At 72.0% G+C, this 14,746-nt stretch carries 14 protein-coding genes, 2 pseudogenes and 1 riboswitch; of the genes and pseudogenes, 6 read left to right on the top strand and 10 right to left on the bottom strand.

Annotated features, from left to right (window positions below; all coding sequences use genetic code 11):
- Window positions 1–30 precede the first annotated feature (30 nt).
- A complete protein-coding gene (locus HUT19_RS37245; RefSeq protein WP_176185122.1) occupies window positions 31–1,023 on the top strand; it encodes an SMP-30/gluconolactonase/LRE family protein in 993 nt (330 codons plus the stop codon).
- On the opposite strand, the pseudogene HUT19_RS37240 reads toward HUT19_RS37245, so the two are convergent.
- The 3 genes and pseudogenes from HUT19_RS37240 to HUT19_RS37230 all read right to left on the bottom strand — a co-directional run.
- Window positions 999–1,112, bottom strand: a pseudogene (locus HUT19_RS37240) (oxidoreductase); the annotation flags it as partial. The gene HUT19_RS37245 and the pseudogene HUT19_RS37240 sit on opposite strands and share 25 nt — an antisense overlap.
- A 153-nt stretch (window positions 1,113–1,265) precedes the next feature.
- Window positions 1,266–2,594: a S1 family peptidase gene (locus tag HUT19_RS37235; RefSeq protein ID WP_254886285.1), complete on the bottom strand. Its 1,329-nt coding sequence runs from the start codon at window positions 2,592–2,594 to the stop codon at window positions 1,266–1,268.
- Window positions 2,595–2,698: 104 nt separating this feature from the next.
- Window positions 2,699–3,208 carry a GNAT family N-acetyltransferase gene (locus HUT19_RS37230; RefSeq protein ID WP_176185120.1) on the bottom strand — a complete coding sequence of 170 codons (510 nt, stop codon included), beginning with the start codon at window positions 3,206–3,208 and terminating at the stop codon, window positions 2,699–2,701.
- A 169-nt stretch (window positions 3,209–3,377) separates the two neighbouring features.
- Window positions 3,378–3,564, top strand: a riboswitch (cobalamin riboswitch).
- Window positions 3,565–3,723: 159 nt separating this feature from the next.
- Here HUT19_RS37230 and metE point away from each other — a divergent pair.
- Complete coding sequence (metE, locus tag HUT19_RS37225; RefSeq protein WP_176185118.1) at window positions 3,724–6,048, top strand: 5-methyltetrahydropteroyltriglutamate--homocysteine S-methyltransferase; 2,325 nt, start codon at window positions 3,724–3,726, stop codon at window positions 6,046–6,048.
- A gap of 9 nt (window positions 6,049–6,057) precedes the next feature.
- Here the strand turns inward: metE and HUT19_RS37220 are convergent, their stop codons facing one another.
- The gene (locus HUT19_RS37220) at window positions 6,058–6,627 is read right to left on the bottom strand and encodes a histidine phosphatase family protein (RefSeq protein ID WP_254885986.1); all 570 of its coding nucleotides are present in this window, start codon (window positions 6,625–6,627) and stop codon (window positions 6,058–6,060) included.
- 261 nt (window positions 6,628–6,888) lie between these two features.
- Here HUT19_RS37220 and HUT19_RS37215 point away from each other — a divergent pair, with 261 nt between their 5' ends.
- From HUT19_RS37215 to HUT19_RS43650, 4 genes and pseudogenes are all read left to right on the top strand, one after another.
- Window positions 6,889–7,113, top strand: a complete 225-nt coding sequence (locus HUT19_RS37215) for a CbtB-domain containing protein (protein WP_176185114.1) — start codon at window positions 6,889–6,891, stop codon at window positions 7,111–7,113.
- Window positions 7,114–7,161: 48 nt separating this feature from the next.
- Window positions 7,162–7,944 (top strand): CbtA family protein, encoded by a 783-nt coding sequence (locus tag HUT19_RS37210; RefSeq protein WP_176185112.1) that lies wholly within the window; start codon window positions 7,162–7,164, stop codon window positions 7,942–7,944.
- Between the two features lie 231 nt (window positions 7,945–8,175).
- Window positions 8,176–9,714, top strand: coding sequence for a Rieske 2Fe-2S domain-containing protein (locus tag HUT19_RS37205; protein ID WP_176185110.1), 1,539 nt, complete (start codon window positions 8,176–8,178; stop codon window positions 9,712–9,714).
- A 30-nt stretch (window positions 9,715–9,744) separates the two neighbouring features.
- Window positions 9,745–9,987, top strand: a pseudogene (locus HUT19_RS43650) (hypothetical protein); the annotation flags it as partial.
- On the opposite strand, the gene HUT19_RS37200 reads toward HUT19_RS43650, so the two are convergent.
- The 6 genes from HUT19_RS37200 to HUT19_RS37175 form a co-directional block, all read right to left on the bottom strand.
- Window positions 9,935–11,272, bottom strand: coding sequence for an MFS transporter (locus HUT19_RS37200; RefSeq protein WP_176185108.1), 1,338 nt, complete (start codon window positions 11,270–11,272; stop codon window positions 9,935–9,937). The pseudogene HUT19_RS43650 and the gene HUT19_RS37200 sit on opposite strands and share 53 nt — an antisense overlap.
- 39 nt (window positions 11,273–11,311) lie before the next feature.
- Window positions 11,312–11,833 carry a hypothetical protein gene (locus HUT19_RS37195; protein WP_176185106.1) on the bottom strand — a complete coding sequence of 174 codons (522 nt, stop codon included), beginning with the start codon at window positions 11,831–11,833 and terminating at the stop codon, window positions 11,312–11,314.
- 41 nt (window positions 11,834–11,874) lie between these two features.
- Window positions 11,875–13,113 carry a hypothetical protein gene (locus HUT19_RS37190; RefSeq protein WP_176185104.1) on the bottom strand — a complete coding sequence of 413 codons (1,239 nt, stop codon included), beginning with the start codon at window positions 13,111–13,113 and terminating at the stop codon, window positions 11,875–11,877.
- 123 nt (window positions 13,114–13,236) lie between these two features.
- Window positions 13,237–13,392 (bottom strand): hypothetical protein, encoded by a 156-nt coding sequence (locus HUT19_RS37185; RefSeq protein WP_176185102.1) that lies wholly within the window; start codon window positions 13,390–13,392, stop codon window positions 13,237–13,239.
- Between the two features lie 98 nt (window positions 13,393–13,490).
- A complete protein-coding gene (locus tag HUT19_RS37180) occupies window positions 13,491–13,826 on the bottom strand; it encodes a hypothetical protein (protein WP_176185100.1) in 336 nt (111 codons plus the stop codon).
- 214 nt (window positions 13,827–14,040) lie between these two features.
- Window positions 14,041–14,742, bottom strand: a complete 702-nt coding sequence (locus HUT19_RS37175) for a phosphonatase-like hydrolase (protein WP_176185098.1) — start codon at window positions 14,740–14,742, stop codon at window positions 14,041–14,043.
- Window positions 14,743–14,746 lie beyond the last annotated feature (4 nt).

The raw sequence follows: 14,746 nt of genomic DNA, 5'->3' as shown, positions 1-14,746 counted from the left end.
CCATCTCCGCTGTCCGCTCCGGGAGACGACATGACCGAACCGCTGCCCCGTCCGCGTGTGCTGGCTCCCGCGGCGCGGGGGCCGGAGCATGTGACGCTCGACGCCGAGGGCCGGATCCTGACCGGGACCGCGGACGGGGCGGTCCGGCGGCTCGCCCTGTCCCCCGCTCGGGACCGCGCCCGGTCGGAGGTGCTCGCGCACACCGGTGGCAGACCGCTGGGACTGGCCCCCTCGTCCGACGGCGGGGTGCTGGTGTGCGACGCCCGGCGCGGTCTGCTGGCGCTCTCCCCGGACGGGGGATTGCGGGTGCTGGCCGACGCGGTGGACGGCGAACCGCTGCGTTTTTGCAGCAATGTGACCAACGCGGCGGACGGCACCGTCTACTTCACCGTCTCCAGCCGCCGTTACGCCCTGGAGGACTGGCTCGGTGACATCATCGAGCACCGGGGCACCGGGCGGCTGCTGCGGCTGACACCGGGTGGCCGTCCCGAAGTGCTGCTGGACGGGCTCCAGTTCGCCAACGGCGTCGCGCTGGCCGACGACGAGTCGTTCGTGGCCGTGGTGGAGACCGGTGCCTACCGGATCAGCCGGCTGTGGCTGACCGGCCCCCGGGCCGGGCGGCGAAACACCCTCCTCGGTGGCCTGCCGGGCTTCCCGGACAATCTCAACCGAGGTCCCGGCGGGGTGTTCTGGGTCGCCCTGGCCGGACCGCGGGAGCCCGCCGTGGACCTGCTGCACCGGGCCTCGCCCGCCGTCAGAAGGGTGGCGTGGAGCGCGCTGCGGCGCTTCGCTCCCGGTCCGCGGCCCACGGTGGGCGTCCTCGCGGTGGGTACCGACGGCCGGGTGGTCCGCCATCTGGTGCGCCGCCGGTCCCCGTACCGGATGACCACGAGCGTCTGTGTCACCGGCCGCCATCTGGTGCTGGGCAGCCTGGTGGAACGGGGGGTGGCGGTGTGCGACCTGGACGCCCCGCGGGTCCCCGGCGCCGAGCCGGACGATCAGGGCACGATCGCGTCCACGTAGCCCCCGTCCACCCGCACCGCGGCCCCGGTGGTCGCCGACGCCTGCGCGGAGCTGAGGCAGACGACCATATGGGCGGTCTCCTCGGGTTCCCGGCCCGGCGCCGTGGCGGAGCGCACGGGCACGGCGCCGGGGCAGCGGGAGGAGGGGGCGACGGGAGGGGAAGGGACGACGGTGCGCTCACGGCGGATCGTTCGCGGGATGCCTCGAGCGCGCCGCCGCCCCGGTCTGCGGGATCCGCGGAATCACCAGCCGGTGGAGTAGTGGTCGGGATAACGGCGGCGCCGGCCGGGCCGGATGGTCAGGGTGGACAGCAGCCCCACCAGACCGGCGCCGATGATCAGCGCACCGGGGCCGAGGTCCCGGAAGCGGTTCACCACACCGTCGACGAACAGGGAGCGGTCCTCGGTCCCGGTGTTGCCGGGGGCGGCCGGGCTGCCGACGGGGGCGCCGTTCGCCGTAGCGCCGCCGGACTTGGTGCCCGGGATGGTCACGCCGAGAGCGGTGAGCGCCTTGGTGACGGGCTGGAAAAACGTCACTCCACCCTGGTCGCAGTCGCCGCTGCCGCCGGAGGTGACCCCGAGTGCCACGCCCCGGGCGAGCAGCGGCCCCCCGCTGTCGCCGGGTTCGGCGCACACGGTGGTGCGGATGAGGCCGCTGACGGTGCCCTCGGGGTAGTTGACGGTGGCGTTCAGCCCGGTCACCTTGCCGGAGCGGAGTCCGGAGGTGCTGCCGCTGCGGAACACCTCCTGGCCCACGACGGGATCGGCGACCCCGGTGATGCGCACCGTCCGGCCGCCGCCGACGTCGACCACACCGCTCTGGTCCAGGGCGCGGTTGTCGTAGCGGACCAGGGAGAAGTCATTGCCGGGGAAGCTGCTCTGGACGGTGGTGCCGATGCTGGTCCTCCCCGTGCTGTCGGTGAACCAGTTGGTGCCGTTGGGGCCGCAGTGTCCGGCCGTCAGGATGTAGCCGTTCTGTCCGTCGGTGACGTTGAACCCGGCCGAACAGCGGCTGCCGCTGGCGAAGATCGGCGCGGCGCCGCTGGTTCTGAGGGTGAAGGCGCCCGTGGTGCGCTCCATGCGCACCTCTCCGCCCGCCCGCGCGGCGACGCCCTTCATCCGTGACCAGCGGTCGGTGGAGACGGTGCTGTCGCCGAGCACCACCACCTTGTTGGAGGTGGGGTCCACCATCCACGCGGTCCCGGCCACCCGGGGCGCGGCGCGCAGCGTCCGTGCCGCGGAGTCCAGCTGCTTCATGCTGTACCGCACCTGCTTGGGCTTCGCCCCGGCCCGGGTGACCTCGGCGGCGGCCTTCGCGTCGGTCACCGCGACGACCGTGCGCCCGTCGGGGCCGAGCCAGCTCCCGGCCGTACGGGAGGCGCCGAGCGTGGTCTCCAGCCGGCCGCCGAGTCCCGCGTTCCGGTCCCCCAGGACCCTCGGCGCATCGCCTCCCGCCGCCCCCTGGACCGATCCGCTCGACACGGACTGCGAGACCATCAGACCGCCGGCCACCAATGCCCCGACGGCCGCGAACCGTACGCCACGGCGCACGCGTCGCCGCGTGTGCTTCACCACCCTGCCTCCTTCACGTCGATCCGGCCCCGGGCCCCGGACGGCGAGGACCCTCCCCCTATACGGGCCGGACCGGCGTGGCGCTCACCGCGAGCGCGGGATGCTCACTTCGTGAGCGTGATCGGCCGGCGGAAGCAGACCCGGTGCTGCCCCGGACCGTCGTAGTCGCCCTGCACGGGCAGGCCGTCGACCTCGCGGTCGCCCGGCTCCAGGGCGAAGCCCATGGCGCGGTGGAAGGCGATGGAGCCGGTGTTCCGCGGGGAGGTGATGGCACGGACCTCGCCGCGGCCCGCCGCGGCGGCGCGCCGGAAGAACTCGGTGTACAGACCGCGGGCCACGCCCCGGCCGCGCAACGCCGGGTCCACGCCCACGAAGTGGATGTACGCCTCGTCCTCATTGTCGGCGGAGTAGAAGCCGACCAGGAAGGCGGCGACGGTACCGTCCGCGTTCTCCCGGACCAGGCTGGTGCCGGAGAAGAACTGAAGGAACAGCTTGGGCAGCAACAGGGACAGTTCACGGGCCTGTTCGGGGCTGCGCGAGTCGCCCCACCACGTCTGGATGCGCTCCACGATGGCGCGGTGGTCGGAGACATGGGCCCGGCGTACCTGGGACATGCGGTTCAGCTCCCTCTACTGACATCCGTCTTCTGACATCGCTCTTCCGACATCGCTTTTCCGACATCGGTGGCGACGGCTTGCCGGGAACATTGTGCTGGAGCGAACTCCTTCGCCGGCGGCCCCGTTTCCCCCGGCCGCGCCGAGCGCCTAGGCTGGGTGGTGCAGCTGGTTCGCCCTGTCCGCCAGGCAGGCGCGTCGTAAGAGGGAACCCGGTGGGAATCCGGGACTGCCCCGCAGCGGTGAGCGGGAACGACCGCCGTCATACGCACTGGGCCCGGCCGGGTCTGGGAAGCGACGGCCAGTAGGTGGCTCGGAATCGGCCGAGGCGCGCCCGTGAGTCCGAAGACCTGCCACTGCCCGTGCGCGGACGGCCGCGCGCGGATGTCTCGGTGACCTCGAGGGCGGGTCGGCGGCGCGTGCGGGCACCTTCGGTGTCACGCCGTCCTCGCCTTCCCCTCGCACCCTCGGCCCGGTCCCGGGACCCATGACGAGTGCTCGCGAAGGAGAGTTCCGTGACAACCGAGTCCGCGGCCACGGCCGCCACGGCGACCGTGTACGGCTATCCCCGCCAGGGGGCGAACCGGGAACTGAAGAAGGCGGTCGAGGGGTACTGGAAGGGGCGGGTCACCGCCGGGGAGCTCCGCCGGACCGCCGCCGAGCTGCGCCGCGCCAACTGGCGGCAGCTCGCCGACGACGGGGTGCACGAGGTGCCCACCGGTGACTTCTCGCTGTACGACCATGTGCTGGACACCAGCGTGATGGTGGGCGCCGTGCCGGACCGGCACCGCGCCGCCGTCGATGCCGACCCGCTGGACGGCTACTTCGCCATGGCACGCGGCACCAGTGAGGTGGCGCCCCTGGAGATGACCAAGTGGTTCGACACCAACTACCACTATCTGGTGCCGGAGCTGGGGCCGGACACCGTCTTCCGCGCCGACTCCGCCCGGCAGGCGGCCGAGTTGCGGGAGGCCCTCGCGCTCGGCCACACCGCGCGCCCGGTGCTGGTCGGCCCGGTCAGCTATCTGCTGCTGGCCAAGCCCGCGCCAGGGGTAGACCCCTCGTTCGCACCGCTCACCCTGCTGGACCGGCTGATCCCGGTGTACGCGGAGGTGCTGGCCGACCTGCGGGCGGCCGGTGCCACCTGGGTCCAGCTGGACGAACCCGCGCTGGTCCAGGACCGCACCCCGGCCGAGCTCAATGCCGCCGCCCGCGCCTACCGTGAGCTGGGCGCCCTGACCGACCGGCCCCGGCTGCTGGTCGCCTCGTACTTCGGCCGGCTCGGCGAGGCCCTGCCGGTGCTCGCCAAGGCACCGGTCGAGGGGTTGGCGCTGGACTTCACCGGACCGGCCGCCGCCCAGGTCGACGATCTCGCCGCGGTGGGCGGGCTGCCCGGCAAGCGGCTGGTCGCCGGGGTGGTGGACGGCCGCAATGTGTGGATCAACGATCTGGCCGCCTCGCTGTCCACCCTGGGTACGCTGCTGGGCCTCGCCGACCGGGTGGATGTGTCCGCGTCCTGCTCGCTGCTGCACGTTCCGCTGGACGCCAGGGCCGAGCGCGAGGTGGATCCGCAGATCGCGCGCTGGCTTGCGTTCGCCCGTCAGAAGACCGCCGAGATCGCCACTCTGGCCCGGGGGCTGGCCGAGGGTACGCACACCATCGCCGCACAGCTCGCCGCCAACCGCGCCGATCTGACCTCCCGGGCCGGGTCCGCGCTGACCCGCGACCCCGCCGTACGGTCCCGCACCGCCGCCGTCACCGCGGCCGACGCGCGCCGCTCGCTGCCGTACGCCGAACGGGCCGCCGCCCAGCGCGCCCGGCTGCGGCTGCCCCTGCTGCCGACCACGACCATCGGCTCCTTCCCGCAGACGGACGAACTGCGCACCGCCCGCGCCGGGCTGCGGGCCGGGCGGCTGGACACCGCCGGGTACGAGGAGCGGGTCGGGGCCGAGATCCGGGAGGTGGTCGCCTTCCAGGAGAAGGCGGGGATCGACGTCCTGGTGCACGGCGAGCCCGAGCGCAACGACATGGTGCAGTACTTCGCCGAAAGGCTCTCGGGCTATCTGGCCACCCGGTCGGGCTGGGTCCAGTCGTACGGCACCCGCTATGTCCGCCCGCCGATCCTGGCCGGGGACATCTCCCGCCCCGACCCGATGACGGTCCGCTGGACCGCGTACGCCCAGTCGCTCACCGACCGCCCGGTCAAGGGGATGCTCACCGGCCCGGTCACCATGCTGGCCTGGTCCTTCGTCCGCGACGACCAGCCGCGCGCGGAGACCGTCCGGCAGGTGGCGCTCGCCCTGCGCGACGAGGTGGCCGATCTGGAGGCGGCCGGGACCCCGGTCATCCAGGTCGACGAGCCCGCGCTGCGCGAGACCCTGCCGCTGCGTGCCGCCGACCGCCCCGGCTATCTGGCCTGGGCGACGGAGGCGTTCCGGCTCACCACCTCCGGTGTGCGCCCGGACACCCAGATCCACACCCATATGTGCTACGCCGAGTTCGGCGACATCCTCCAGGCCATCGACGACCTCGACGCCGATGTGATCAGCCTGGAGGCGGCGCGCTCGCATATGCAGGTGGCCGGGGAGCTGGCCGGGGCCGGGTATCCGCGCGAGGTCGGCCCCGGGGTCTACGACATCCACTCCCCGCGGGTGCCGGGGGCCGACGAGGCGGCCGCCCTGCTGCGCAGGGGGCTCGAGGCCATTCCGGCCGAGCGGCTGTGGGTCAACCCGGACTGCGGGCTGAAGACGCGCGGCTGGCCGGAGGTCAGGGCCTCGCTGGAGAACCTGGTGGCCGCCGCCCGGGAGGTGCGGGCCGCGCTGCCCGGCGGCACCGGCTGAGGTCTCCGCTCACTCCGCCGCCGTCAGCGGCCGCCCGCAGCGCAGGTTCCAGCGCCCCGAGCGGCCGCTGAGCTCGGTGGCGGTCAGCGGGGCGGCGTCGAGCCGCCAGAAGGTCCGGGCGGGGACGCCGAGGGCGTGCACCAGCGCCGCCCGGACCACCGCGGGGTCCGCGACGGCGAGTACCCTCTCCTCGCTCCCGGCCCGGCCCTCCAGCCAGGCACCGACCCGTTCCAGCAGTTCCAGCAGTGATTCGCCGCCGTGCGGGGCCGCCGCCGGATCGGCCAGCCAGGCGGCCACCTCCTCCGGTGCCCGGCGGCCGACCTCGTCCAGCGAGCGGCCCCGCCAGCGGCCCACGTCCAGATCGCGCAGCCCCTCCGTCACCTCGGCGTCCAGGCCCAGCGCCCGTGCGGTGCCGCGGCAGCGTTCGGAGGGGGCGGTGAGGCCGGTGTCATGGTGCGGCAGGGCACCCGCGGCGGCCTCCGCACGGCGGGCGGCGGCCGGGTCGGGAGGGGCGTCGTCAAACCTCACCTGCCGCAATGCGGCGTTGACCGCGGGCGTCACCAGCGTGATACGCACCACCTTGTCCCCCTCGTCTGCACCATTCGCCCACGTAGGGGCGCACATTCTGCTATCCACGCCGTAGCGGTGAACAGCTGTCGCGCGCTACCGTCTCATGACAACGACGGCGCGACGGAAGTCCGGTGAGAGCCCGGCACGGTCGCGCCACTGTGTGTCCGTCGGAGGACCCCGCACCCGGGGGCCGCCGCCGGACGAGTCAGACCCGGCGCCGTCGTTTCGAGTGCCCACGACCGGGACGCGTGTTCCCCAGGAGGTTCGACCATGGCTCAGTCCACCATTCCCGCACCCAGCGCACAGCCGGTGCCGGAGATCACTCCCATCTCGCTCAAGGCCATCGCCCCCTGGGCCGTCTTCTTCGGCGTCCTCATGCTGATCCTGCTGTACTTCGTCGGCGCGGAGCAGGGTGCGACCGCGCTGGTCTCCGGCGAGGATGTGCACGAGTGGGTGCACGACGGGCGCCACCTGCTCGGTTTCCCCTGCCACTGACCCGGCCCCACCCTCCTCACGTCCCAGCTCAGGGGAATCGGAACCGTCATGAACTCCATATCCGTCCGGGCGTTGCTCGTCCGGGGCATGCTCGCGGGCCTCGCCGCCGGAGTGCTGGCCCTCGTCGTGGCCTATCTGCTGGGCGAACCGCGTATCGACTCGGCGATCTCGTTCGAGGAATCGCACAGCCATGAGCACGGCGGCGTCGAACTCGTCAGCCGTACCATGCAGTCGACCGCCGGGCTCGCCACCGGTGTACTGATCTACGGTGTCGCCTTCGGCGGCATCGCGGCCCTGGCCGTCTGTGTGGCCCTCGGCCGCATCGGCCGGTTCGGGCCGCGCGCCACCGCCGCGCTGGTCTCGCTCGGCGCGCTGGTGGCGGTGTACCTGGTGCCGTTCTTCAAGTACCCGGCGAATCCGCCGTCCGTCGGCGACCCGTCCACCCTCGATCAGCGCACCACGCTGTACTTCCTGATGGTGGTGCTGGGCGTACTGCTGTCGGTGGCCGCGGTCATCCTCGGCAAGCGGCTGGCACCGCGGCTGGGCAACTGGAACGCCGCCGTGGCCGCTTCGGTGGCCTTCGTGGCGGCGGTCGGGCTGGCCTACGCGTTCCTCCCGTCGTTCAACGAGGTGCCCGAGCACTTCCCGGCAACCCTGCTGTGGCAGTTCCGGCTGGCGGCCCTCACCATCCAGTGCACCCTGTGGATCTCCTTCGGGCTGATCTTCGGCCAGCTCGCCGAGCGTCAGCTCACCCCGCGTCCGACGGCCGGTACGGCTGCCCGGACGGCGGAGGCGACCGGCGCGAACAGCACCGCCACCGCCGCCCGCTGACCTCGCGGCCGACTCCCGGGCCGCCGTCGCATCCGGATCCCACCGGAAGCGGCGGCGGCCCGTCGCCTTTCCGGCACCCGGTGACGGGCCCGCCGGGGCGCTCCGTCGCCCGGCGGTGACCCGGGTGGCGGACCAGCGCCACCCGCGGAGCGCAACCACGGGTGCAGATCACACAAAAACCCTACACGGTTGACATATCCGATGTTGCCTAGCTGGCTGGGGTGCTGTGGTATGCGCGTGACCGGACTGGGGCATGCTGGACTGTTCATCGAGACCGCCGCGGGATCGGTGCTCTGCGACCCGTGGGTCAACCCCGCCTTCTTCGGCTCCTGGTTCCCGTTCCCGGACAACACCGACCTGGACTGGACCCATTACGGGCGGTCGGCCGACTATCTGTACGTCTCCCATCTGCACCGGGACCATTTCGACGCGGAGAATCTGCGCCAGACCGTCCGCAAGGACATCACGGTGCTGCTTCCGGCCTTCGCCACCGATGAACTGGAGCGTGAACTGCGGGGGCTCGGATTCACCCGGTTCCTGCGCACCCGGAGCGGCGTTCCGGTGGAGTGCGACGGTCTGCGCATCATGATCACCGCGCTGACCGGCCCCGGCGACGGGCCGATCGGCGACTCCGCGCTCTCACTCGACGACGGGCGGACCGTCCTGCTCAACCAGAACGACGCGCATCCGCTGGACATCGCGGCGATCCGGGAGTTCGGCGAGGTGGACGCGTACTTCGTGCAGTTCTCCGGGGCGATCTGGTACCCGATGGTGTACCAGCTCCCGCTGTCCGCGAAGAAGGAGTTCGCCGCACGCAAGCGGAAGGGGCAGTTCGATCGGGCGCTGCGCTACATCGACGCGGTGCGGGCGGAGCATGTGTTCCCCAACGCGGGTCCGCCCTGCTTCCTCGACGAGGCGCTGTTCGAGCACAACGGCACCGGCCGGGACGGGGAGAGCATCTTCGTCGACCAGGTGGAGTTCCTGCGTGAACTGGCCAAGGCACGGCCAAATGTGCAGGCCCATCTGCTGCTGCCGGGTACGGTCGCGGAGCCGGAGGACACCGCGTGCAAGCTCACCCACCGCTACACCGACAAGGAGATCGACCACATCTTCCGCAACAAGCGCGACTATCTGCGGGACTTCGCCGGCAGACAGCGGGACACGCTGGCCGCGGAACGCGCCGCTCGCTTCCCCGAGTTGCCGCGCGACCGGCTGCTGGCGGAGCTGAAGGAGTGGTGGGAGCCGCTGTTGACACGCGCGGAGCACATCTGCACGGGGGTGGGCGGCCCAGCGCGGCTGGACGTGGGCGAGGTGCCGATCGTGATCGACTTCCCGGCGCGGGAGGTCCGGCTGTGGGACGGTGAGCGCTGCCGCTACACCCTGTCCACCACCGGCGATCTGGTGGCCACCAACATCGCGCGGCGCGAGGTGGACTGGTCCAACAGCCTGCTGCTGTCGATGCGGTTCACCGCGAGCAGGATCGGGCCCTACAACGAGTTCCTGTACGTGTTCTTCAAGTGCCTGTCCATGGAGCGCATCGAGTACGTGGAGAACTACTACGACGCGAGCCAGGACGACGGTCAGGACATCGAGATGGGCGGCTGGCGGATCCAGCGCCGTTGTCCCCATCTGAGCGCCGATCTCGGCCGGTTCGGGCAGATCGACGGCGAGGTGCTCACCTGCGCTTTGCACGGCTGGCGTTATGACCTGTCCACCGGCCGCTGTCTGACGGCCGACGGCCATGACATCAGGGCCACACCTGTCCGCTGATCCCGGCATTCCGCAGACGCGAGTCCTTCCGCCCCGCTGTCCTGGGGCGAGATCGACGCGGACTCCGGACGGGCACCGGCGCTGCTGGCCGCCCGGATCGACGACACCCCGCTCGACGGCCACGGCCCTCAGCTGGTGCTGCCCCAGGACCGGTGCGGTGCCCGGCACATCAGCGGGATCACCGCCATCCGGGTCGACGGCGGTTGTCCGGCGACCGACGTCAGGTGCGGGGCCGGGGCCGGGGCCGCGTGGTCAGGGCCAGGACCGGAATGACCGTCAGCGAGAGGATGCCACCGCCCGCCGCCAGACAGCCGTAGCCACTGCCCGCCACGACCAGGCCCGAGGCCAGCCCGCCGGTGGTACCGGCGATGGCCACGCCGACGTCGACCAGCCCCTGGGTGGCCGCCCTGCTGTCCAGCGGTACGGCGTCGGTGATGATGGCCGTGGCACTGACCAGCCCCAGATTCCAGCCGAGGCCCAGCAGGACCAGCGCGGTGGCCAGGGCGGGCAGACTGTGCGGTGAGGCGAGAGCGGCGAGCAGACCGGCGGAGAGCAGCACGGCGGAGCCCACCGCCGCGACGCGCAGCCGTCCGACCCGGTCCACGAGCAGACCGCTCAGCGGGGACGGCAGGAACATCGCCCCCACATGGAGGGCGATGACCAGCCCGGCCGCCTGGGTGCTGTGGCCATGGCCCGTCATATGCACCGGGGTCATCGTCATGATGGCGATCATCACCAACTGACCGACGACCATCACGGTGGCACCGGTGAGGACTCCGGGCGCGGAGCGGCCACCGGCGTCCTCACCCATGACGGGACCGGCGGCGGGGAGCGTTTCCGGACCGGCGGCCCCCTCGCCGGTCATGTCACCGGTTTCCGATGCCGCCCGGCGTTCGGCCAGTTCACGGGCCAGCCGGAGCGGATCGGGCCGCAGCCACCCCGCCAGCACACAGCCGCCCAGTGCGTACGCCACCGCGGCCAGCAGGAAGGGACCGACGAGCCGTGGCATGGCCCAGGAGTGGGCCAGGTCCCCGGTGACGCCCACGAGGTTGGGCCCGAGGACCGCGCCGAAGGTGGTGGCCAGCAGGACCCTGCTCACCGCCCGTCCGCGCCGTTCGGGCGGTGCCAGATCGGCACCGGCGTAGCGGGCGAGCAGATTGGTGGCGCTGCCCGCGCCGTAGAGCACCAGGGAGAGGAAGAGCAGCGGCACGCTGTCCACGGTGCCCGCCACCACCACACCGACGCTCCCCGTCGCCGCGGTGGCATAGCCGAGGGCCAGCCCGGGGCGCCGGCCCCAGCGCTGGGAGAGCCGTCCGATGGCCATGGCCCCCAGGGCGGCGCCCGAGGTGAACAGGGCGGCGGGCAGCCCCGCGAGGCCGGTGGTGCCGAGCATCTCCTCGGCGAGCAGCGCCCCGACGGTGATGCCCGCGGCCATCCCGGCACCGCTGAGGATCTGGGCCGTCACCAGGACGGCCAGCACCCGTCGCTGCTCGGGTATCGCGGCCGGCTCCACGGTGGCGCGGGTGGTCCGCCCGGCCGGTGTGACGCTCATGGTCATCCCCCCTTGTGCGTGGACCGGTGTCCGGCCGTCGGCAGGCTATCCGGCGGTGAGCGGTTCGAGCGCCGAGATCTCCGCCAGCGACATCTTCAGCCGGCCGTGGAGGAAGCGCACCACGGTCCAGTGCGGCAGAGCGCCCTCGTCGAAGGGCCCGAACTCCGCGCGGTAGAGAGGGATCCAGCGCAGCGCCTCCTCGATGGCCCGCTCCCGGCCCGGCTCCCGCTGGTAGTCCCCGTAGGCGATGCTGCGGTGGTGGATGAAGGAGCGGCCCGGCAGCCGCTCCTCGCACAGGGTGCGGTACTCCCGGGTCTGGAGGATCAGATAGTGCCAGATCTCGTCGATCTCCTGCTCGACCGGCAGGAAGAGTCCGCTGAGCCGGTCCCGGTGGCGGGAGACGAGATAGAGGTAGCGGAGGCATTCGAGGACCTGGCGCTCGGCGTGGTCCGGTCCGGCGTCGGTCCTGCCGGTGGCGTAGCGCACCACCTCGCGGTGCAGTCGCTCGCCGAGGAGGTCCGTCAGCTCCTTCGCGGACACCCGCGGCTGGATGCTCTGTGGGGTCATGGGCCGTCCGTGGTGTGGGGTCGTGTGGTCTGCGTCGGGGGTCAGTGCTCGGTGGCGAGCCAGGAGTACTTGCCGGACCTGCCGATGGGCAGCTGGGTCCGGTGCTCCAGCACGCAGTGGAGTCCGGTCAACTGGGCCGTACCGTGCTCCAGGACGGCGGTCTCCCCGCCCTCCAGGGGGCGGCCGTCGAAGGTGGTGTAGCGCAGCCGGCACTCCTTCTCACCGGTGAGCACCAGCTGGTGCAGAAAGACCCGGGGGGAGACGGAGTCGATGCGGTCGTCGAGGTCGGCCTGTGCCACCGGCCCGCGCACCGTGTCCAGCAGTTCCTTCTCACGGCCGCAGAAGGCGGCGACCTTCCCGGGGTCGGATGAGCCGTCGAGGGTGCGGACGCAATCGCCCGAGTTGTAGCGGATCAGCGGCATGTACGGGTTGCGCACGCTGGTGACAACGAGCCGGTGGATATCGCTGTCGGGTGCCACGGGCAGCAGTTCGACGCTCATCCGGTCCAGATAGGGGTGATAGCGGCCGTCGCGGTCGCTGTAGTAGAGGTAGCCCAGCTCGGTGCTGCCGAAGAGATCGATGACGGGGCAGTCGAAGTGCTCGCGCAGATACCGCCGTACGCCGCGCGGGGTGTACTCGTAGGCGTGGATGACGCTGGCGGGGCGGGGGAAGTCGTCCCACAGCCCCCACTGGTCCACCTTCCGTACCAGGTGGGCCAGATGGTAGCCGGAGCAGTCGAGGTGATAGCGGCCCTGGGGGTGGGCGGCGCAGACGCCGCGGATCTCGGCGAGCATCCGCTCGACCTCCGCACGCTCCCAGAGGGCGGGGTCCAGCCGGAGGTTGAGATAGAGCGTGCGGTCGTCCAGCCGCCGTTCCTCCAGCGAGGGGGTCTTCTCCGGTTCGGCCGCGCGCTTGGCGGCGTTGACCCGGGCGACGTGCTCGGTGGCGAGCACGGTGGTCAGCGAGACGCGTCGGCATCCGTCGTGCCAGGTGTGCGCGATGTCCGGGTGTTCGCTCCAGAGCCGGTAGTAGGAGTGGAGCAGGAAGTACGGGGGCCGGATGAGCCGCATCCGGGCGTGGTTGGTGCCGGTGGACAGCACATACTCCGCCGCACCGGTCTCCAGGGCCCGGGCGAGCTCCGGTGTCATCCAGTTGTGCGGGAAGTCGCGGGCCATCTCGGTCTTTTCCAGTACGGGGAAGTGTCCCCGTTCGATCGACTCACGGTAGAGCGGGATGTTCCGTACGTGGTCGACGATGTCGGGTGTCGGCTGGTCGTCCATGGTTACCTTGGGCGTCCTCGAAGAGACAGGAGCCCCGCACGGGCGGGGCGTGGACGTGCCGGGGCGGGCGGCCGGCCCGCGCGAGTCCGTCCGCCCCACCCCGGTTGCGCTCGGGGCGACGGGTCAGGAGATACAGCCCGTCTTGCCCGCCGCGCTGATGCATCCGTCCTTCGGGGTCGCGCTGATGCATCCGTCCTTGCCGCCGCCCTGGGCGGAGTTGGCGGCGACCCAGCTCTTCCAGACCTCGTCCTGAGCCATCTTCTTGATCAGCTGCTCCATCTGACACCTCCGGGGCATGGGGAACGAGCGGCGAAGTCGATGTTGCTGCCGCCGCGCTCAGACAGTAAAAGAATCGTCAATGACGTGTCAACGGACAGTCAAATCAAGCCAGTTGGCCAAAGCCAATCGGTGGGCTTGCCGCCGCGCTTGGCCGGGAACCATATGCCGGGGTTCGGCATGGAGCGGGACTGGGCGCGGTCGGTCTGGACATCGCCGTCGGCGACATGGATCCCGCCCTTGTCGACCTTCGGCGCCAGTTTGCTCGTCGAGGAGGACGGGCCGACGTTGTTGCACTGGAGCTTGTTCGGATAGTCCAGCGCGGGCCCCTTGCCGCCGGAGTCGTGGCTGCTCCCCGGTGGTGGGCACGGTCTTCGGCTTCTTCTTGTTGTGGACGAACCCGGCGCGGTGGTCGACGACGGAGGTCCAGGTGGCACCGGCGGACTGGTCGGACGCGGCGACCTGGTCCGACCCCTTCGGCGCGAAGGAGCCCAACAGCTCCCTGGCGTCCGCCTGCTGGGTGAACGGCGGCAGGGTGACAGGCACATCGGAATGTGCTTCCCGGAGGCGACGGGCACCCGGCCGAATCGGATCCCGGCCGGCCGGGTGTCGACGGCGGCCGGTGCCGCCCCGGACATGGCGGCGGTCATCTCAGGCCGCCCGGGCGGCGAGCAGCTCGGGCAGACCGGCGATCGAGGGCAGGACATGGGTCGCCCCCGCCCCGGTCAGCTGTTCCCGCCCGTGCGCCCCGGTGAGGACGCCCGCGACGACGGACGCGCCCGCGCGCCGCCCGGTGAGCATGTCGTACGAGGTGTCACCGCAGACCGCGACCGAGCGGACGTCGTCGGTGCCGGTGCGCAGCAGTGCGGTGAGCACCATGTCGGGGTAGGGGCGGCCGCGTCCGGCGTCGGCGGGACACAGGGTCAGATCGGCCAGCTCCCGCCAGCCGAGGGCGTCGAGGATGCGGTCCTGGGTGGCGCGGGAGAAGCCGGTGGTGAGCACGACCTTGACGCCGGCCTCGCGCAGGGTAGCGACGGCATCGGCGGCACCGGGCAGCGCGGCACAGCGCCCGCCGTCCACGAGGTCGTGGTACGCCTCCTCGAAGGCGGTGTTGGCGTGCTGGGCGCGCTCCTCGTCGCCGAAGAGACGGCGGAAGACGGAGATCTTGGACTCCCCCATCGTGGCACGGACGTAGTCGAGTTGGCGGGTGTGCTCCGGGGAGCCGGGGGTGACGCCGAGCCGTTCGGCGGCCGCGGCGAACGCCTGCTCCACGAGGCCGCCGTCGGCGACGGTGGTACCGGCCATGTCGAGCACGGCGAGGTCGATGGCGGAGGTGCTGCGGTTCTCGGTCATGTCT

Origin of the sequence: Streptomyces sp. NA02950 (genome assembly GCF_013364155.1) — a bacterium.
Taxonomy (GTDB): domain Bacteria; phylum Actinomycetota; class Actinomycetes; order Streptomycetales; family Streptomycetaceae; genus Streptomyces.
This window is presented reverse-complemented; position numbering and strand designations above follow the sequence as displayed.